The 20,957-nt window shown below is 38.7% G+C and carries 14 protein-coding genes; 1 reads left to right on the top strand and 13 read right to left on the bottom strand.

What is annotated here, in order from left to right:
* Window positions 1-493: 493 nt before the first annotated feature.
* The 10 genes from BM143_RS17225 to BM143_RS17180 all read right to left on the bottom strand — a co-directional run bounded on the left by BM143_RS17225 (window position 494) and on the right by BM143_RS17180 (window position 16,150).
* The gene (locus tag BM143_RS17225; RefSeq protein ID WP_139222065.1) at window positions 494-1,063 is read right to left on the bottom strand and encodes a hypothetical protein; all 570 of its coding nucleotides are present in this window, start codon (window positions 1,061-1,063) and stop codon (window positions 494-496) included.
* 9 nt (window positions 1,064-1,072) lie between these two features.
* Window positions 1,073-1,597 carry a hypothetical protein gene (locus BM143_RS17220; RefSeq protein ID WP_090025820.1) on the bottom strand — a complete coding sequence of 175 codons (525 nt, stop codon included), beginning with the start codon at window positions 1,595-1,597 and terminating at the stop codon, window positions 1,073-1,075.
* Entirely contained in the window at window positions 1,594-4,347 is a 2,754-nt protein-coding gene (locus BM143_RS17215; RefSeq protein WP_090025818.1) for a COG1470 family protein, read from the bottom strand. Before BM143_RS17215 ends, BM143_RS17220 begins: the two co-directional genes overlap by 4 nt.
* Window positions 4,340-5,140, bottom strand: a complete 801-nt coding sequence (locus BM143_RS17210; protein WP_090025816.1) for a WxL protein host-binding domain-containing protein — start codon at window positions 5,138-5,140, stop codon at window positions 4,340-4,342. Before BM143_RS17210 ends, BM143_RS17215 begins: the two co-directional genes overlap by 8 nt.
* 98 nt (window positions 5,141-5,238) lie before the next feature.
* Complete coding sequence (locus tag BM143_RS17205) at window positions 5,239-5,817, bottom strand: hypothetical protein (protein WP_090025814.1); 579 nt, start codon at window positions 5,815-5,817, stop codon at window positions 5,239-5,241.
* Between the two features lie 224 nt (window positions 5,818-6,041).
* Window positions 6,042-8,384, bottom strand: a complete 2,343-nt coding sequence (locus BM143_RS17200) for a phosphocholine-specific phospholipase C (protein WP_090025812.1) — start codon at window positions 8,382-8,384, stop codon at window positions 6,042-6,044.
* 82 nt (window positions 8,385-8,466) lie between these two features.
* Window positions 8,467-10,002 (bottom strand): SusD/RagB family nutrient-binding outer membrane lipoprotein, encoded by a 1,536-nt coding sequence (locus BM143_RS17195; RefSeq protein WP_090025810.1) that lies wholly within the window; start codon window positions 10,000-10,002, stop codon window positions 8,467-8,469.
* A 19-nt stretch (window positions 10,003-10,021) separates the two neighbouring features.
* A complete protein-coding gene (locus tag BM143_RS17190; RefSeq protein ID WP_090025808.1) occupies window positions 10,022-13,177 on the bottom strand; it encodes a SusC/RagA family TonB-linked outer membrane protein in 3,156 nt (1,051 codons plus the stop codon).
* A 418-nt stretch (window positions 13,178-13,595) separates the two neighbouring features.
* Complete coding sequence (locus BM143_RS17185) at window positions 13,596-15,200, bottom strand: BamA/TamA family outer membrane protein (protein WP_090025806.1); 1,605 nt, start codon at window positions 15,198-15,200, stop codon at window positions 13,596-13,598.
* Between the two features lie 161 nt (window positions 15,201-15,361).
* Window positions 15,362-16,150, bottom strand: a complete 789-nt coding sequence (locus BM143_RS17180) for an SDR family oxidoreductase (RefSeq protein WP_090025804.1) — start codon at window positions 16,148-16,150, stop codon at window positions 15,362-15,364.
* Between the two features lie 361 nt (window positions 16,151-16,511).
* Between BM143_RS17180 and BM143_RS17175 the strand changes: the two genes are divergently transcribed.
* Window positions 16,512-18,344 (top strand): alkaline phosphatase, encoded by a 1,833-nt coding sequence (locus tag BM143_RS17175; protein ID WP_228430872.1) that lies wholly within the window; start codon window positions 16,512-16,514, stop codon window positions 18,342-18,344.
* Between the two features lie 102 nt (window positions 18,345-18,446).
* Here BM143_RS17175 and BM143_RS17170 read toward each other — a convergent pair whose 3' ends face one another.
* The 3 genes from BM143_RS17170 to BM143_RS17160 are packed head-to-tail and all read right to left on the bottom strand — an operon-like array spanning window position 18,447 to window position 20,906.
* A complete protein-coding gene (locus BM143_RS17170; RefSeq protein ID WP_090025802.1) occupies window positions 18,447-19,121 on the bottom strand; it encodes a hypothetical protein in 675 nt (224 codons plus the stop codon).
* A gap of 15 nt (window positions 19,122-19,136) precedes the next feature.
* Window positions 19,137-19,622: a hypothetical protein gene (locus tag BM143_RS17165; protein WP_090025800.1), complete on the bottom strand. Its 486-nt coding sequence runs from the start codon at window positions 19,620-19,622 to the stop codon at window positions 19,137-19,139.
* Between the two features lie 60 nt (window positions 19,623-19,682).
* On the bottom strand, window positions 19,683-20,906 hold the full coding sequence (locus BM143_RS17160) for a 3-phosphoshikimate 1-carboxyvinyltransferase (RefSeq protein ID WP_090025798.1): 1,224 nt from the start codon (window positions 20,904-20,906) through the stop codon (window positions 19,683-19,685).
* Window positions 20,907-20,957 lie beyond the last annotated feature (51 nt).

The following is a 20,957-nucleotide window of genomic DNA, read 5'->3' as shown; positions in this document are numbered from 1 at the left end:
AGCCCACCAGCGCCGATGGTACTGCGAAAGCGGGAGAGTAGGCCGCCGCCAGTTTTTATTAAAAAGTCTCATACAGTTTTGTGTGAGACTTTTTTGTTTTATACCCCAGATCATAAGTAATAAGTAATAAGTAATAAGTAATAAGTAATGAGTAATGCGGGAACAGAAACTACTACTACTACTACTACTACTACTACTACTACAGAACATCACTTATCATTCATCATTGATCCATAGATTTGCAATAAGCAATAAGCAATAAGCAATAAGCAATAAGCAATAAGCAGCTCTTCTATATTTCCCTATATATTCAATAGGAGCGGGCTTTAGCCCGCTTACACTGTATACCCAATACAATAGGCTTTAGCCGAAACTTAAACGAAACAATATTCCTTCCCTTATTTTCCGGAAAAAAAAAGAATCTGCTCCATCTGAAAGATCTGCGCGAGGCATTTCACTGTAATTAAAAAAGCAACACAGAATGTATATAATTTTAATTGGGACCTATTGTGAAAACAAGCTGGGAGCTATATGATGTGGCCGGAATGACTACAGAAACACCGGTTATCTGCAACTGCACATTTATTCCAGAGTAGGATACACTGTTACCCAGTCCTAAAATTCCGGAAAAGTTTATGGTACAAAATGCTGTATCAGTAGCCTGAAGGATTTCTATATAAGTCGTTCCGCCATTGACAGTAGCGGTACAGCCAAGACAAAGCCCACTAATAGTAGCCGTTCCACCACTTCTTTTTGCATAGAGGTGCAGCGCATTATTCCATGTGGTAGGGGTATAACGTACGCTGATTCTGGCAGCACCATTGGAGAGAAGATTAAGAAAAGATCCCGGCATTGTCCCGGATAATATGATTGCATTGGTGGCACTTGCATAAGTTCCCCCATAATTGCTCCCTGCCTCGGTAATGGTTGGCACACTTACAGTCCAGCCACTTCCGCTGGGAACGACTGTTTGAGCCTGCAGGTAGCTACCCATGATTAATGGAAAGAGATACAGATATCTTTTTAAAAGTATATTCCTGAGAAAGCGACTATTGATTTTCATTTTCCAATTTTATTCTGTGATGGTATAGGTGATGATAACAGGGGTATTGATACGGGCGGAAAGATTAGCATAAGAACTTACCGAAAGACTGATCGTAAGCATATGTCCGTTATTCGCACCATTTCCGGTAAATGCACCTCCTATTCCTGTAATAATAGTAGCAGCTGTTGTACTGAGAGTCACCAATCCTGAAGATGTTCCTAATGTTCCTCCGCCAGCTCCCGAAGCTGCAGCTGCCTGAACTCTTATATTAACCCCGGCGATGGGCGCATTGATGGAAGCTGTAATTCTTCTCGTCAATCCTCCCGGTGCAATAGCGGAAGTATAATTGACCCACTTTGTTGTATTGGCTGCCGGAAGAGTTAATGCCTGTCCTGCTTCTGTGGGAGCTGTAAAATTCAACGTAAAGTTTCCTGCAGGCTCTATATCCATCAGAGTAACTACAGGAAGAGTCATCGGAACAGTGGTTTGGGAGAATGTTGTACCGGACATGAGACCAAAAATGAGGCATATAATATGTTGTTTCAGTTTCATTTTTTCTTTTTTAATTCATTATATCCTACTTTGATCATTTCCTGCTGGTATTTAATTTCACTCTGCTGTTTTACAATATGTATCGCTACGTTCTGTGTTTCCGATGGCTTAAGGCTGTATTGAAAAGTATCCGTTGCTATTTTATACCGTTTGTCAAGGCCATTCCTGTAGAGTTTAATTTTCCATTCTCCGGGACGCAGATACATGAAATCAAAAGTTTCACCGATAAATGCTATTTTCCGATAGGTTTGTTCACCGTTTGATGCTTCGATGATGATGCTTTGCCTTTTCTTCTTATCAGTTTTTGGCTGATAATGAGCGAAACTGTATTGGTCTTTATCATTTTCAGAAAGTTCGATACTTCCTTTAATGGTGGATGCTGTAGTTAATCCGAAATTGAAAGTATTCTCTTTGCCGGTAAGATGTAATGAAGCCGGTAAAGAAATATTGGTAATATCATTAATGCCGGCGGTCGACCGGTCTATTTCCAGAAAATAGTCGCCGGGAACAATATTTTTAAACAGATAATTTCCATCTTTGTCCGTAATGGATAAATGGTTGCCCAGCATCAATCTGATTCCTTCTGTCTTTTTTACACCCAGATTGCTGATATTTCCTGATAAACTTGTGTACTCCGCAGTTTTCTGCACAGGAACATTCAGGCGAAGGGTATAGCGCACGGAAAATATAAAATCCTTATTACCGAGCTCACCGCGTTGCAAAGAATATCTTCCCGACAAGTCAAGTTCACTACCAGGAAATAGTTGCTGATGGAACAAAACCTCAAAAAGATTCCGGTCTCTGAAATATTCCTCAGGCATATAATTATTCTGATAAAAAAGACTCAGACTGGTCTTATCGGAAAACCTGCTGAAGATTCTCGCTCCGTAATAAACCTGTTTATCATTCTGAAGCTGATATCGTGACGTAATGGCATAGCTTGCATAAACGTTAAAGGAGGTTTTAAATTTTTCAAAAGATATATTCGTGGTGTAGAAACTGGAATTTCCATTAAATCCACTCAGATAATTATTGGTTTTTCCAAACTGTCCCTGAACATTCACCTGAAACATTCCGATCTGCTGATCAATACTGACTTTAAAGTACCTTTCATAATAATCAAACTGTTTCGGTTCCAGACGGTCCTGGTACTTCTGAAAACCATTATACAAAGTAATTAAGCCGCTTGGAATATATTTGTACTGAATTCCATATTGCAGAAAACTTCTGTAGGGTGCTGCATAGAACAATGTGTCCCGTTGAAAATTCTTGGCATCCTGGATATAATTTCCAAATACATTAAGCTTTTTAGACAGCCTGTACTGAACACTTCCGTTAAATGTGCTGGTATTGGTGAAATATCCCGCAAATTCCGGGCTTGCACGCATATACATCAGATTTCCGTTAAACCGTTCAAAAGTAGCCTGTGCCTGTGCCATATAAGCCGTTCCTTCCATCTGTTCCGTCTTACTGAATGCAGCCTCTCCCGAAAGAACTATATTTTTAGAAATCCTGAATTTTCCTGTTGTGTAAGGAAGATGAGCTTCAGAATCCAGCCTGATATTGCCGAAATTCATTTCCCCCTTTCTCGGAATTTTATAAAGATAGCCCGCAGTGATCTCTGACTCTTTTCTGATTTTAAACGTTGAATAGATATTAAATTCATCTTTGATATCCCTGAAAAACCGCGGATGATTATAAAAACCACCCAAACTGACTTTTTTGAAATCATACCGGATTTCAGCCCCACGGCCATATCTTGCAAACTCCGTTAAATAGGAAGCAGAATAAGTTTTATCACCAAGATGGACAAAGAAATTCTCTCTTTTATAATTAATGAAATACTCTTCATATTGAGTAAAAGAATTGAATTCAACAGGGTTTTTTGACACCGCATGGAATTCAATCTGGTTTTTATTGTCTTTGTCCAAAGTTCCTTTACCATAAACTTCTCCCTGAAATCCATCCTGATAAACGCCCATATTTTTCATTCCTATAAATGACATGGATGCCGAAACAGGAAGTCTGTGATAAATATCGTCTTCCACAGGTTTTACCGATATAATTTTTACACTTACATAAGCGGTTTGATTTTCTTTTGGATTGTCCTGAGAATATACAGACAGGTTCAGATTTTGAAATTCATTTTGGCCAAGTTCTGCATTAGTAATCTTATAAATACCAATTACTTTTGATTCGTTGGGTCCTAATGTTATGGAAGCATCGTGATCTACCACGGCATTTTTGCTTTCCAAAATCAGCGTTTCGGTGATATTTCCATTGTTTTTTAAAAGAAATGAAGCCTTAATGGTTTCACCAGCCCGGATAAACTCCGGTGAATTTAATGACGTAAGACTGAGTTTTCTGCTTCCGGAAATGATCACTTTTGAAGTTTTGGTGAAAGTCGTACCGTCATATCGGTCGGTTCCATGCAGGATGACAGAATAAAGTCCCTGTGCTGCTTCCGCTGAAATACGGATAGGAACAAGATAAATTGTTTTCTCGTGCGCAGAAATTTTAAACTCTGCTTTTGCTAAAATAGGCGTAAGAAAAGGACTGGAAGCTGTAACGGTAAGATCATAGGTTTTATTTTCATCCGAATTATTTTCCAGCGCAAAGGAAATAGAAGTAGACATTCCCGGCATTAGACTATCTTTTTTACTGGCCAATGGATTTGGCTGCTGTTGAGAAAAAATAAGTACCGGGAATAGTGATAACAGGACGATATATAAAATCCAAGTTTTAATCATTCTTTACTTCTAATTCCACATTGAGCGCAAATGCATTTTCTTCTTCATCCGTGGCAATAATGACCGCTTTATACCGATCTGCCGGAACTTTACTGATATCAATGTAGAATGATTTGGAGGTCTGTGGTAATAATCCCATCGCAATGCTCGTATAGCTTCCGATGCGTTCTCCGGTTTTCCGGTTGTAGATTTCTATAGAAGCTGTAGGCTTACAGTACAGATTGCCGTTGTTGGCGATGGCTATTTTTGCGATCTGTTTTCCTTCCTCTTTTTCTATTTTTACACTTTCAAATTTAAGATCCGGTTTTGCTTTTTCCGTTGCATAATCTGTGATGACCTGAATAGCATACCGTACAATAGAAGTGATGTTCACTCCCGCTTTATCATCGCTTGGTTTTATATCCTCTACAGGCTCAACAATAATCACACTCCAATAACTTCCCGGATCTACCGATTGATTGGGAACCGTGATTTCATAGAACACTTCAGTCTTTTCTTTACCTTTCAGGGTGATCAGATTGGTATTCAGTTTGATCCAGTCACCATTGGTTCTGTTATTCGTACGGATCGCCGTATAATTGATGGATCCGTCCGCATGATAGGTAAAGTCCTGTAAAAATAATTTTACGTTCTGAGGTTTGCTGCCTGTATTTTCAATCTCCACTTTTCCTTTGTATACTTTTCCGTTTTCCACTTTATAGGCATGGGTAAGGCCGTTCAGAACGACAATACCGGCATATAAAAAGCTAAACTGCAGCATCAAAAACATCAAAAGGAACATACGCTTCATCATAATCATGTAAAGTTTGAAATTAAATGGCAGGCCATATACAACCTGGAAGAAACTGACTGGCGGTTTCTTCTTATAATACTTAAAATTGAGAATTAAATCTAATTATCTGAGATCGTGTAGGTAACTGTTGCCACTGTAGTCGCCGTTGCCTGTAAATCTGCATACGCTGCTACACCTCCGGGGCCGCTTCCTGCTGCCAGAGCATACGTAAGATTGTGTCCGTTGTTGGCTCCGTTTCCGGTATAAGCACTTCCGATCCCTGAGATAATGGTTTGATCCGCTGCACTTAAAGTAATCTGAGCGGCAGGTGTACCCAATGTACCAGCTCCACTTCCTGTAGCCGCCGCTGCAGTTACGTGAATATCAATTCCGGGAATAAGCGCACCCACTTTTACAGAGACATTACGGGTAGGATCTGCTACAGATTTGATAGACGAATAATTTAACCATAGTGTATTATTAGACGTACTCGCCGTCACAGGGTTACCTGCTTCTGTGGGGGCCGTAAATCCTAATGTGATGTTTTTTGTTGCAGCAGGTTCAATATCTACCAGTGCAACTTCGGGAATAGAAATGGTGATGGTGTGATTGTCAGTATTCGTATCCTGTGCTTGTAATCCTCCGGAAAATGCGGCGGAAAGAAAGCATACTGCAAGGCTAAGGTTTAATTTTTTCATGATGTTTGTTAATTAGTTAAGTGAATTTAATAAAAATCAGGAAATAATAGTAAAAAAATCTTCTTTTTTAAATATTATTAACTATTCTTTTATAGTATTACATTATGTGTTGTAATATTTATATGCAAATTATATAAATCTGACGTACTGAGCTATGATCGTAATCATAAGAAAAGCCTCGCATAAACTATGCAAGGCCTTGGATTTTATGATGTTCCGGGTTATTATGCCCAGTGCGGATCTGAAATAGAAACTTTTCCGGTTTCCACTCTTCCTGCAAAATGCCAGATATGACCGTTCGAGCTTACTTTTATATCATACCAGCCCTTATTTTTGCTGAGATCAAGTTTTATTTTTTCTTCAGGCTGATGCAAAGAAACGGTCTTCTTCGTGTTATCATAGAGATCTTCTACAATAACCGAAACGTTGCCTTTCTTCTTTTTGAAAACCAGTTCTGCCTCATTTTTTAAACCGCTGTTCATCAGCTGTACGTCTATTTCCGGTGTATTGTTACCGCTGAATTTCCGGAAGAAACCATTAGGCCCAAAAACTTCATGATCATAGGTTCCGGGATTCACTGTATGCGACAGTTCCTGCTTTGAATACAGGGCATACGAAAAATGATAATCATTACCGTTGAATTTTGTTCTGTCATAGACTAATAAAGGAACTCCGGCTTCTTTTACATTCGTCATTCTGATCTTTCCGTTGTCCAGATTGACATGAAAATGATAAGGAAGCGGGTTGGAAGGCTTACTTCCCCTCTCTTGAATTTCAAGCAGACTCTCATTGATCTCACTTTCAGCGTACCATTTCAAATTGGGAACAGGTTTACTTTTGGCTGCATTAATAGTCTTCGTATACTCTTTCTGATTCAGATAATCCATCTGAGGCGCTTTGGTAGGGGAAGAATTAAAAGCGGAAGTAAGATCTCCACAAATCGCTCTTCTCCAGTCGCTGATGTTATCAACCTTGACGTCTTTACTGAATTTTTTCTGAATAAATTTCTCCAGAAACTGCAGCACGGAAGTATGATCTGAAACTTCAGAATTCACAAAACCTCCTTTCGTCCAGGGCGATGCAATGATCATCGGAACTCTGTAGCCTAAACCGACTGTTCCTTCTATTCTTTCATAGTCTTTCAATGAAGGCTGGGACATATATTCCTGCGATTGATCTACGTATTCCACCCCTTCTTTACCGTTCATATCAACTGACTGGCTTGGATTAACGGGTGGAGCAAACGGAAGAACATGATCGAAATAACCGTCGTTCTCATCATAATTAATAATGAAAATGGTTTTTTTCCAGGTTTCAGGATCTTTGGTCAGAATATTTAAGACCTCTGAAATATACCATGCCCCGTACCAAGGTGATCCCGGATGGTCTGAAAAATGTTCAGGAGCAACGAGCCACGAAACCAGCGGAAGTTTTTTCTCTTCCACATCTTTTCGGAACTGGAAAAGAACATCGCCCTTAGGAACAACCAGTTTTTCTCCGTTTTCATCCTGCCCGATTTCCAGATTCCAATAGTCGGGATCATTGATATTGGTGGTGAATGCTTTTTCGTGAAGATTTTTTTGCTTCTGCGAAAGCTTCGCGTAATTTTCAGGCGAATATAGGGTCTGATCTTCTTCAAGTTCAGCGATCAGCGTTTCAAACCTTTTTTTCTGATCCGGTTTTTTGGCCATCTCTTCTTTCAGATAAGCAATGATCTTCGGAATATTCTGATGATAACCTTTTGAAAATTTTACATTGAATTTGGAAAACCATTCAATAGGATTATCTGTAAAATTGCTTAGCCAGGCTTCCTGTTCACCGGACATTCCCTTCGGAAGACTGATTTCGTTCTGATACATCTTCCAGGACACATTCTGTTCTTCTAAAATTTCAGGAAAGCTCTTCCAGTGGGCCTGTTTTGCTTTGTCGTAGTCAATATTTTCATTGTAAACATTTGCTTTTACTTTTCCGTTTTGCTGTTCTCTTAACGTTCCGGACCAATGAAACAGTCTGTTCGGGGTTGTTCCTGTCAGTGACGAGCAAAAGTATTGATCAAAAATAGTGAACGCATCCGCCAGCTGATAATAAAAAGGAAGATCTTCCCTGTTATAATAGCCCAATGTGAGCGGAATATTTTTATAGTCTTTGTTTCCGGATGCCTTAAACTGAAGCCACTGATCATATTTTCTTTTATTTAAAGCTTTTTGCTGATCAGACCATGAATGAGGCAGGGAGCTCATCCATGTGGATTTTGTATTTCTGAGATCCAGTCGGGCAGGCGAAGCATATTTTCCGGCGTTATCTTTTTGAAAGAAAACCGAATGTCCGTCCTGTTTCACGAAAGCTCTTTTGTCTAAAAATCCCCTTACGCCTTTTAATGCTCCGAAAGCATGGTCAAAAGAACGGTTTTCCTGCATCAGGATCACAACATGTTCTGCATCATAAAAAGTAGACAGGGCTGCAGGCTCTATCGCCAATGCTTTTAAAATAGCGGGATGAAGGACGCTTGAAGTTCCCAATCCGGCCAGCAAAAGGCTTGATTTTTCTAAAAATTCTCTTCTGTTCATGTTCAATCAAAATAAGAAATAAACCGCAAGTTAAAAAGGATTTTCCTGCGGTTTATCTGTTTTTTATATAAATTTCAATTTCTTACTGAAGCCACCATGGTTTGGAACGGATGTCATCATTTCCTCCGTACTGGGCTGCCACTGCTGCTTTCAGGTTGGTGCTGTTATAATTGTACTCAGTTTCCGGATACCTGAATCTGAACGGTGCAGAAACTCCGTCTTTCAACGGATATTCAGGATATCCTGTTCTCAGATAATCATAATAGGAAGTCCACTGGCTCTGGTGGAACATCGTCATGTATTTCTGGGTCATAATTTTCTCCAGACGTTTTTCCGGCACATCAGCATCATTGTAAACGACCAACGACGATGCAAGATATTGATTCACATCAAATCCTGAAAAATACTGGCCCGGATTTTTTACATAGGTCTGATAAAAGCTGAAACTGGCTTTAATGGCATTGTCATAATGCGTTTTTGCAGATCCGGAGATCCATCCTCTGCTGGCCGCTTCTGCAAGAATAAATTCAAGTTCAGAATAGCTTAATACGGAAGAAGGTTCATTGGTAGGATCTTTATAGAAACGGTCATTGACTTTTGAAATATTTTTTGCTGTGATCAAAGCGGCATTATCTAAATAAGAAGAATTCGGATCTCCTCCGTTATATCCAGTAAAATCGGTAACTGGTTTTCCGGCTTCTTTCGCACCTGTAGTCTGCGCTGCAAAAGTGAAAAGACGAGGGTCCTGTCTCAGTTTAAACAGATTGATAAAATAATTGGCCATGTATAAACTTGATCCGTAACCACTGCTGTTGAACATAGAATATCTGCTGTCTGCAGCATCAGCAAATTTAAGTTCTCCGTTATCTGAAATGGAAGTCATTAAAGGTTGGTTATTGGCAATAGAAGCAAATTCAGAGGTTACGCTATAGCTTCCTAATGTCATTTTTTTAGACATCGTGATTAAAATCTTGAGTCTGAAAGAATTGATCAGTTTTTTCCATTTGGTAGCATCACCGTTGTAAACAATGTCTCCTTCTATTTTATCTGTAGTATTGATCAGATCATTAGCTTCTTTCAATTCCGAAAGAATTCCGGCCATCACCGTTTCCTGGCTGTCATATTTCGGTTGGGTAATTCCCGATTCACCTTTTACAGCTTCTGTGTAAGGGATGCTTCCGAATTTCAAGCTTAAATTAAAAAAATGATACGCTCTGTAGAATTTACCAATAGCCAGGTAGTTCTTATTGTTGAGCTTTGTGGCTTCCTCCATCATTTTCCCAACATTCAGAAGACTTTTTGTATAGGCTTCAAAAGAGGTTTCATTCCACTTCATGTATTGATAGGAATTTTCACCGTCTGTCCCGATCATCATTCTGGAAACATACATATTGTCACCATTGACCTGAAACGTATTTCTGGAAACATATGTTAAAAGAACTTTAGGATCTACTGTAGCCTTATCATTAGGATTTTCATTGATTTTGTCAAGATCCGATTCACATGAAGCCAGCAGCATGAGCCCTGCAAAAGCCGCTGACTTTATACTGAATTTTCTGAGCCATCTTGCCGTTATACCATTCTGAGATTTTGCTATACTATTGATATTGTTTTTCATTGTTCAGGATACTTATTAATTAAAATTTAAGATTAAATCCGATTCCGATCCATCTGCTGGAAGGATCCTGGATGTCATTATTATCTTTGGTGGTATTTTTACTGATTTGAAAATCAGGATCGGAATACAGATTTTTAGATTTTTTCCACATGGCCAGATTATAGGCAGAAATATTGGCAGTGAAATTTTTGATCATTCCTTTTGGATTAAGGAGATAAGAGAAGTCATATTCCAATACCACCGATCTTAGTTTGATAAATGTTCTGTCAAAAACATTCGCGAATAATTTGTTTTCATCTTCTGTCACCCTTGCTTGATAAGGGTAGTTCTGTGCCCATTCCTGAAAGTTGATGGGTTTTGTATGGGTAGTGTAGGCTCCCGTAATTTCGTTATAATTTACCCCGTCCGGTACGAAATAATAGGTTCCCGGATTGGCATATTCAAGATCTCTGTAGGTCGTTGAGTTAGGATGTTTTCCGCCCCACCACATTTTTTCTACTACCACCGATCTCATGACACCGCCTATGCTCCCGTCTATTCCAATATTCAGTGAGAATTTTTTATATTTGAATGTATTGTTGAATCCAAATGTCCAGTCCGGATTAAAATGTCCCAGATTACGTGGAACTTTTTCTATTGTTGGCAGTCCTGATTCGGCATCCAGAATTACTTTTCCGTCTGGTGACTTCTTCCATGTCGTATCGTAATAGCTGTCCATTCTTTCACCGATTTTAATGTTGTTGTAGTTAGGCATATTGTCATAGATCGAAGTCAGCTTCTGCTCATACGTACTCCAGTTAATTAAAGATCTCCATGTGAAATTGGCTGTTTTTACAGGAACCAGGCCTAAAGAGATTTCCAGACCTTTTGTGGTGTATTCGTTTCCGTTCACATATTGAGAAGTAAAACCTGATGATGGAGCAGCAGGGAATTCAAGGATATTATTATAATCCAGTGTTCTGAAATAAGTAACATCTAAAGTAAGCCTGTTCTTAAATAATCCCGCGCTCATTCCAAGTTCATAAGATTTGGTCTGTTCCGGTTTTAAAGAGTTTTCAGTATTCAGTATAGTAGGATAATTGAACATAGGGTTTCCGTTGAAAGTAGCCCCCTCATTGTTAAAGTAATAGTTTCTGGTTGAATACGGTTTAAAATCATACGCTACCTTTGCCCACGAAGCTGAAAGTTTTAAAAGACTTACCGCTTCCGGCATTTTCACCAGATTTGAAATCACCGCACTTACCGATGCAGAAGGGTAGAAGTAAGATCTGTTGGCTTTCGGAAGGGTGGAAGACCAGTCATTACGTCCGGAGACGTTGATGAAAAAGGCATCATACAAACCGATATCGATCGTTGAATACGCACTGTAAATCAGTTTTTCTTTAAGGTAATCAAAGTATTTTACAGCACCTGTGGAGTTTTCTAATGAATACAGTTCAGGAATTTTCAATCCGTCTGTTGAAGCATTGTCTACATTGTTTTTATAGTAAAAGGTAGAACCTCCGGCATTGATGGTAAAATCGAAATTATCAGAGATCTTTTTCTTGTAGGTAGCCAGTACATCGGAGTTCAGGTTCCAGGTTTTGGTGTCATTCAGAAGATAACCACCGCTTCTTGGAGCACTGTAGTTAAAGTAAGAATAAGGACTGAAAATTTCCTGCTTATTGTGATTTTCAACTAAGGAAATCTTACCTTTTACAGAGAAATCTTCCGTGGCTTTATATTCCAGACCCGTTTGTGCATTGATGACGTTGGTTCTGTTCTTGTTTTTATAATACTCAGATCCGAACCATGGGTTATTGTACCATGCATAATTCCAGTTGGCCTGTGCAGTGCCCTGTTTTCCCGGAACCCACATATGGTTTTTAAGATCTCTTCCGTCTACATCTGCTCCCATCCAAATCAGAATGGTGTACATATGTCCGCTTGGATTGTAATCGTAGTTCGGAATATTAGGCGTAAAGGTTTGATTAAAATTGAATTTGGTATCAAAGGTTAGTTTTTCACCTAAATGATTCTCAGAAGAGAAATTGACACCGTAACGCTGAAGATAAGAGCCGGGAACCCTGTCATCATAATTCATGAAATTTCCGGAGACCCTGTAGATGTCTTTGTTGTTTTTATAACTGATCGCGAAACTGTTGTTGTTAATGACAGCCGGCTTTAAAAATGTATTTAAATTATCGTGGTATTTCCAGTCGATTGGAACTCTTTCGTATCTTGACTTATCATTGTACTGCGTTCCGGTCACCGCACCATACCACGGCGTTACCTGTCCTGTCAGTTTATCTCTGATCGGGCTGTTCCACTGGGCAATTTGCCGTCCCGGAATAAATTTTGGTCCCCAGATCATATCACCGTCATTCACACCGCCGTCAGCACCGTCCCAGAATTCATATTTCCCCTGTGAACCGTTTCCGTATTCAGTCTGGGTTTTGGGAAGGTTGGTAAATCCTGCGGTTACCATTGTATTTTGAGAGAACTCTACTGAAAAACCATTCTTTTTAGCAGTTTTAGTGGTGATTAAAACAGCTCCGTATCTTCCTCGTGAACCATACAATGCAGAAGCGGTTGCTCCTTTGAGAACGTTGATATTGGCAATATTATTAGGATCCAGATTCTGGAAAACTTCTTTTTCTACAATCACCCCGTCGATAACGAAAACCAGATTGGAATTTCCTCTCAGCGTAAACTGTGGAGCCTGCTGCATTCCGGTAGGATTGGATACATTCAGACCCGACACCTGTCCTGAGAATAAGTTTCCTATACTCGGAGTGGTGATGGTTTCAAACTGTTTTGTACCCACTTCCTGAGTAGAATACCCGATTTTTTCTTTCTTCTTGGCGATACCCAAAGCGGTAATAACGACACCTTCAATCTGTTTTTCACTGGCTTTAGTCAGAACAACAGAATATTGTCTTTTGGTAGAAACTTCCACCGTATACATGGAAAAATCAGGAGCATAAAACTCAAGGATGTCTTTTGGATTGGCGGAGATGGTAAAATTACCGCTTTCATCAGTCACCGTAGTTTTTCCGGTGTTTTTGTCGGTAATATTCACGCCGGAAACGCTGGAGCCATTTTCGGATTTTACATTTCCGGTGATGTTAATTTCCTGGGCAGTAAGATAAAGGGGGAGTAAAAAAACAGCAAAAGTAGCTAAAGTCTTCTTCATTTTTTTTGAGAACAAATTTAGCGGCGCAGTGTTACCAGTATTTTAATGTGGTATTAAAATAAAAATACGATTTTAATATTTTTTAACAGAAACATTTAACATAATAATAAAACGGAAAAAGCTCTCATGTCTTAAGATTTGCTTTTATTTTACTATGTATTATATTCTTCAAAAGCCTGAATTTTTATGGATGAATGAACAAACTTTTTAAACGCAAAGTTTTAAGAATACAAAGAAGAAAATCAATGAAAATTGATTCGATGAAGCGTACGGATAAAAAGTGTGCTTATTCATTGGTGCAGCCACATCTCTTTGCCCACCTTGAAACTAAGGGATATAGTATGGAAACTTTGCGTTAAAATAAATTTGGGCAGATATGTATATCAGGTTGTTTCGAAGAATAATGAAAAATAGGGTCCTAGAATCTACTCAGGATACCCCAGTGGATCTTAATATCATTAAATTTAAAAGGATTTCCGAACTCATTACCATTAGAAAGCTGGAAACTCATCAGCCCGATCGGGATAAAGAAGTTAAAACCGAGCCCGACACTGTAAAGCTTTGGCTTGACATTTAAAGATTTATTATTAAGCTGCCCGTATTGTCCAAAGAAGTCAAAAAATGCCTGGTTACCAATGAGATAACGGTATTCTAAACCTGCGTAGTAATAAAAATCGGCGGCAAGAGATTTCTCATTGAAACCCCGCATGGAATTCCAGCCCCCGAATCGGTACAATTCATTCGCAGAGAATTCAACTTTAGAATCCATCATCGCGCCTTCCGCTTTTATATTGAGGAAATGATTGCCGGAAATATGATAATTATGTTCCCCAAAGAAATAGAACTGATTTTGATTCGCCTTAATATTATCTTTACTATAAGTCGTTGTAAGGTAATCGTAACCGGCATTGATCCTGGTTTTGTAAAGGAAAAGATCAATATCTGTCGGATCCGTCATTTCAAACCAGATTCCGAGACCTTTTTTGTTGTAATCTTTCCCCTGAACATACAGCGTATCAATGATACTTGACGTTTCCAGAGTTCCTCTAAGTCCGATTTTATTACGGTTATTGATATGATAATAGAAAGCCGGAAGGAATTTTACATTGGCGAAAGTGGAATCCTGTCTGAAAATATTGACTTTGAGATTCATTCCGACATTGGATTTAAGCAGGTACGGAATATCGGTCTGAAGATCGAAAGTCTGTCCCTTATCCGGGTTTCTCTGCCAGTATAGATTGACTGTTTCAAAACCATTGAACATATTCCTGAAATTCACGTTCAGGGTTCCGTTCAGGGTAAATTTTTCTGTTTTATCATTTCCGAAACCAATTACCCCATCGAAAGTATTCGTTTTTTTCTTCTCCATAAACAGGTAAATGCTCGTGGAATCTTTAGTGAATAAGGTTTGCGGAGGACGTTCTAGCGTAACAAAAGCATGGCTCTGGAAATTTTTGCTGATTGCCAGAAGATTTTTTTCGTCGTACGTTTTTCCTTTGAATTCCTTTTCCAGATTTTTCATAAACCTTCTCGGAACCCTTTCGTAGCCTTTAACGACAAAACCGTCGATCGTACGTTTGTCATTTTTATTAATATCCAGTTCTATCACGGGATAGCCATTTTTCTGGCCTTTATATTTAGATTTTAGCCGGCTGAAAGAATATCCGTCATCAATGTATTTTTTGTTGATGCTTTTTTTGGTGGAATCTAAATTTTTGGTGAAAAAATCTTTCTGAATTTTTAGTTTTTGTGTAATGGAATCAGAAAGTTCCACATACGTTTCATTGAAGTTTTTCCCTTTGTCGTAGAAAATTTCAGTGCTGTCGCCTTTTATTTTTACGTCCTTTAATTTCGTGAAGAAATAATTGCTCTGGGATAGGGAATCCAGAAATTTCGCTGCAGAAACGGAATCTTTGGCTTTTTTTCTGACCTTCGTTTCCGTGTCGATGAGCCAATACTGCTTCTTCTGCGCTTGTACAAAAACGCAGAACAGAACGAAAAATATTTTTAGAAATAACTTCAATGCTCAATTTGTCTAAACCATTAATTGATATTTTAAGAATTAATTCAGTTTCACTTTCATATTAAGCTTAAAAAAGCAAAGTTCACTTAATCATTCTTAATCACTTATTAAAACTTAATGGTTCAAACCAGTATTAAATAATTTTTTTTAAATAACTGAATTTAGTCCAGTTTATTATACTTCTTCATCAGATTTTCATAGGTTCCCTGTGGAAGAATCCATTTCAACGGTACTCCGATCTTCTGTCCGAATTTACCAAAATAATAATGGGCCTTCCATTTATTCTTATTCAAAAGATTTTCAACGTAAGTAGCTACCTCAAGAGGCTCGGTTCCGTCGCCCACATGAGAATTCATCAAGGCATACACCTTATCGAATACACTTTTATACGGCGCGGAAACTTCCGTTCTTACCCTGTTTTCTGCAATATTTGTTTTAATGTCACCAAGGTGCAGCGAGCAAACATCGATATTCCATGGATAGACTTCATATCTCATCGCTTCCGTTACTTTGTCCAAAGCCGATTTTGAGGCAGAATAAAAACCACGGAAAGGAAGTCCCATTTCACTTCCGATACTCGAAATATTGATGATTTTTCCAAATTTGTTTTCACGCATTTTCGGAAGAACGGCACTCATCATCTGGACAGAACCTACAAGATTCAGGTTGAAAAGCTTTAAAATATCTTCCTTGGTAGAATCTTCCACAGCGCCCACCATTCCCATTCCGGCATTGTTGATCAGAACATCAATCCTCGATTCCGTTTTTAAAACTTCTGCGATGGCATTCTGAACGGCAACGTTGTCGGTAACATCCGTCGGGATAGACCTGAAATACTGGCTTTCTGTATGTTTTCGGCTTAAACCGTATACTTTATGGCCTTTCTTTCCAAAATATTCTGCCAGTACAAAACCTATTCCTGATGAGGTTCCAGTGATGATGATCGTCATTGAATTGTTTATAATTTTTTAGACTTTTTACTTTTTGTTCCGGCTGCCGGTAAACCATTTTATCAGGTGTCACAACGTAAACCGTATTTCCAGCAAATGTAAAAAAAGAAAAGTGAACTCTCTTATTTATTTACAGCTTAAAATCAGTCCGTGTGAATATTATAGAATATGAATTATAAAATGGGCATGATAAAGGAGTAATTATTTAAACTAAATTTTTAGTTTTATGATGATCGGTCTTAAAATCAGATGATTATATTTTACATTTATTAAATGCAGATTACGATACTGTTTTTTAATAAAAAGATAAGAAAACCTTAATGAAGCGGGCTGAGGAGCTTTCCTAATTTTGCCCGAACATATGATTACATTATCAAAAAAAATAGCAGCGTTACTGGCTTTTGGTCTGTTTACCCAAAACCAGGCTCAGAATTATCTGAAGTATACCGTAGAAAATGCCCATTCACATAATGATTATCAGCAGGAGATTCCCTTTTGGCAGGCTTATTATGCCAATTTTGGGTCTGTTGAGGCGGATGTTTTCCTCGTAAAAGGGAAGTTGTGGGTAGCACATACCGAAAAAGAATTGTTACCAGAGCGAACATTGGAAAGTCTGTACCTTGATCCGATATCGAAACAGATCAAGCTGAATAAAGGGAGTATTTATTCTGACGCTAATAAAAAGCTGCAGCTGCTCATCGATATCAAACAGGATTATAAAACGTCTCTGAATGCCCTGGTGAGTGTTTTGAAGAAATATCCTGAAATTACAGGCTGTGCGGGAGTTAAAATTATGATCACTGGCGGAAGACCTCAGCCGGGTGATTTTAAAAACTATCCAAATTATCTCTCTTTTGACGGGAATCTTGATACAAACTATACCGCAGATCAGTTGAAAAGAGTCGGATTGTTCAGTGCAGACTTTCAGGAACTGGTTCAATGGAACGGAAAAGGGATTCCAAGAGATGAAGAAACAGAAAAGATCAGACAGTCCGTATCAAAAGCCCATGCTCAGCAAAAGCCTGTCCGATTCTACGGAGCCCCTGATTTTAAGAATGCATGGGTGAATCTGATGGATCTTGATGTGGATTATATCAATACAGACCATATTCCTGATCTGAAAAAGTTCATCAATACCATTCCTAAGAATTTTTATAAGAATACAAAGGAGTATGAGGTCTACCAACCAACGTACAAAACAGATAAAACCGATAAGAAGGTTAAAAACATTATTCTTCTGATTCCGGACGGAACTTCTCTTCCTCAATACTATGCTGCATTTACAGCTAATAAAGGAAAGCTGAATGTTTTTAATATGAAATCCACCGGATTATCCAAAACCAATTCTTCGAATGCCTACATTACAGATTCTGCGCCGGGATCAACCGCATTTGCTACGGGCGTTAAAACCAAAAATACATTTGTAGGGGTAGATGATCATGGAAAAGCTCTGGCTCAGATTCCGGATATTATTGCTGCTAAAGGAATGGTTTCGGGATTGATTTCCACAGGAGATGTTACGGATGCGACCCCTGCTGATTTCTATGCCCATTCAGACAACAGGAACAGCTCGGAGCCAATTCTGAAAGATTTTGTCAGCTCTAAAACGAAAATTTTAATCGGAGGACCTACAAACGGTTTGAGTCGGGAGAATGTGCAAAAGATCAAAGATGCCAAGATTGATTTCTACCAGGATCTGAAATCAGTCAAAACAATAAATAACCGAACATTGATCATTGATCCTTTGGCTTCACAAAGAATAAGTAATGGAAGAGGAAACTGGCTCGCTGATGCTTTTGATCTTACGTTAAATAATTTAAAGGAAAACAAAAAAGGCTTCTTTATGATGATAGAAGCTTCCCAGACAGATGGCGGTGGGCACAGCAACAATCTGGAACAGCTGGTGACTGAATTACTGGATTTTGATCATGTGGTAGGAAAAGCCATGAAATTTGCGGATGAGAATAAAGAAACATTGGTTATCGTCGTAGGAGACCATGAAACCGGAGGTCTGACGCTTTTGGACGGAAGTCTTAAAGAAGGCTGGGTTTTCGGGAATTTCAGTACGAATGATCATACGTCAATTCCATCCAGTGTATTTGCTTACGGTCCGCATTCTCAGGAATTCACTGGGCTGTTTGAAAATACAGAGATCTTTCATAAAATACTGGAAGCCTACGGAATCCGTAAGTAAAAAGATATTCACAAATTGTGGATAACTCTGTGGATAAGTAGGTGGATAACGTAAAAAAGAAATGAGCAGGATTTTTGTCCTGCTCATTTATGTTATTGATAATCAATAGTAAATTTCTCTTTTTAAACCTGGGATTTTAAATTTGTTTTCCCCAATCGTGAAATTGTTCATTTTGATCAGAGTCTTAAAAGGATGGATCAGTTCTTTGTGAATATCTTTGGGGATAATTCTTTCATCCTCATCGCAGGAACCGTGTTCTTCATCAATAATCACTTTTCCTGTTGAGAAATTGATTTCGTTCAGATTATTAAAATCACAGGTGTCTTCAAATCTGTCGGATGAACCGATGAGGTAAAAATCACCGTTCTGAAATCTGAAGGTATGTTTATACGTCTGGGTATGTCTCGAATTCGTATTGAATATTTGGGTAATAGAAAGACTGTTATTCTTAATGGATATTTCAGGAGCAGCATTGCTCTCCGGATAAAATCCCATTCCACTGGAAAAAAGAACTGAGTTGTTTTCTTTCCATATTTTCAGCTGGCCGTCTATATCTTTTAAGATGAAAAATGATCTCAGGAAATCATCGCGGTCATCCAGATTAGTTTTTTTATCTGTATTGAAAATAATGACGGTTTCATCTTTTCCGTCTTTATCCAGGTCTCCTTTCGCTTCTGCAATTTTTTGATAACCGTTCGGAACTGAAAAGTCTTTCAGATTCTGGGCATGAAATCCTACGACTAACAAAAAAGTGGCGAGAGAGAAAAGCTGTTTCATTTTAAAAGGATTAAATTATGAACCAAAATCTTCTTTCTTTACCTCTGTGTCTTCCAGATTACACAAGCATCCTTTGATGGTTTTATAGACTCCTGTAACATCAGTTTCTTTTCCCTTGCTGTCTGTAACGGTAATTCCTGTGGAAAATGATTCATCTTCCGCGGAATACGTTCTGAACAGTTGATATTTATAGTTATTATTGATAAAGGTCAGATAGTTGAGGTCCATGCCTGCATTTTGTTTTCCTCCACCTCTGTGGTAAGAACTGTAGGTGAACTGCTTCCAGCTTTCTTTGGTCCTTGTAGCTGGAAATTCCATCTCTACACGATCTTTACTCCCGAATCTATACTGAATATAACCGTTCTTTTTATCTTTCACCAAAGCCATTTTTTTTCCGTTTTTGGTGTCAAATGAGAAAACAGCTTCCTCATTAGGCAAAAGATATTGTGCAGAAAACACCATCGGAATCATGACTGCAAAAAGCAGGAAAAAATTTCTCATAAAATCTGTATATTTTCAAATTACCACATTATCACATCATCAAATCGCCGCATCGTCAAATCAACGAAGCAGCACATCATCCAGATCCTTCCAGAACATAGGGTAAGACTTCTCTACCACATCTTCCTCTTCAATATTGAGTTCTCTGATCAGGCAGAAAGGAGCAAAACTCATTGCCATTCTATGATCCTGGTACGTTTTGATGGAAATATTTTCTTCCGGTTCTCCAAAACTTAAAGATTTGATGGTAAGATCTGTGATCTCTGTTTCGGTTCCCAGTTTTTTCAGTTCATTATATAAAGCCTGAAGTCTGTCGGTCTCTTTCACCCTCAAAGTTCCCAGTCCGGAAATTTCGAATGGGATTTTTAAGGCTGCTGCCGTTACGCAAAGTGTCTGGGCGATATCCGGGCAGTTGTTCATATCCAGAACAATTTTTTCCGGGAATGAGAAGTCCGGCTCCGGTATCAGCGTCAGTTGATGTTCGTCTTCTGTAAATATCGTTTTAATCCCGAAAAAGTCTTCGTAGATCTTAGCAATGGCAGAATCTCCCTGGGTAGATTCTTTGTAAAAACTTTTCAGATGGATGGTTTCTCCTCCCAGTGCACAGATCGAGTAGAAGTACGAAGCCGAGCTCCAGTCACTTTCCACTTCATAATTCACGGTTGATGATTCACTGTTCTCGTTAAAAGGCTCTACTTTAATGGTATTTCCTTCAAAGCTGTTTTTAATTCCGAATTTGGTCAGAATGTCCAGCGTCATTTCGATATATGATCTTGAAGTGACTTCTCCAACCAGATTAATTTCCAGTCCGTTTTCCAGTTTCCCGGCAATCAGAAGGAGAGAAGTGATGAACTGGCTGGAAATATTAGCCGGAACATTCACCTGCTTTTGAGTGATTTTTTTTCCTGTGATTTTTAAAGGCGGATAACCTTCATTTTCCAAATACTCGATTTCTGCGCCTAAGTCTTTCAGGGCACTTACCAGGTTTTTAATCGGTCTTTCCTTCATCCTTTTGGATCCGGTAAGAATGGTTGTTTTTCCTTCAAAGATCGAATAATAGGATGCAAGAAAACGCATGGCGGTTCCTGCATGATGGATATCCACGGTTTCCGTATTCTCAGACAAGGCTTTTTTCAGTAGCTGCGTATCCTGAGAATTGGATAAATTCCCGATCTGTATGTTTTTAAATAAACTTTCCAAAATCAACAAACGATTCGAAATACTTTTCGAACCGCTGATCTGAACTGTTTTATCTGCTGATAATTTTGATTTTTCTAACTTCATTGTTTCTTCAAATTAGAGACATCAGATGACAGACATCAGATATCAGATTGT

Origin of the sequence: Chryseobacterium oleae (assembly GCF_900115055.1) — a bacterium.
In the GTDB taxonomy this organism is placed as follows: domain Bacteria; phylum Bacteroidota; class Bacteroidia; order Flavobacteriales; family Weeksellaceae; genus Chryseobacterium; species Chryseobacterium oleae.
Note: the sequence above shows the minus strand (reverse complement) of the source record. Positions and strands in the feature narration are given on the sequence as shown.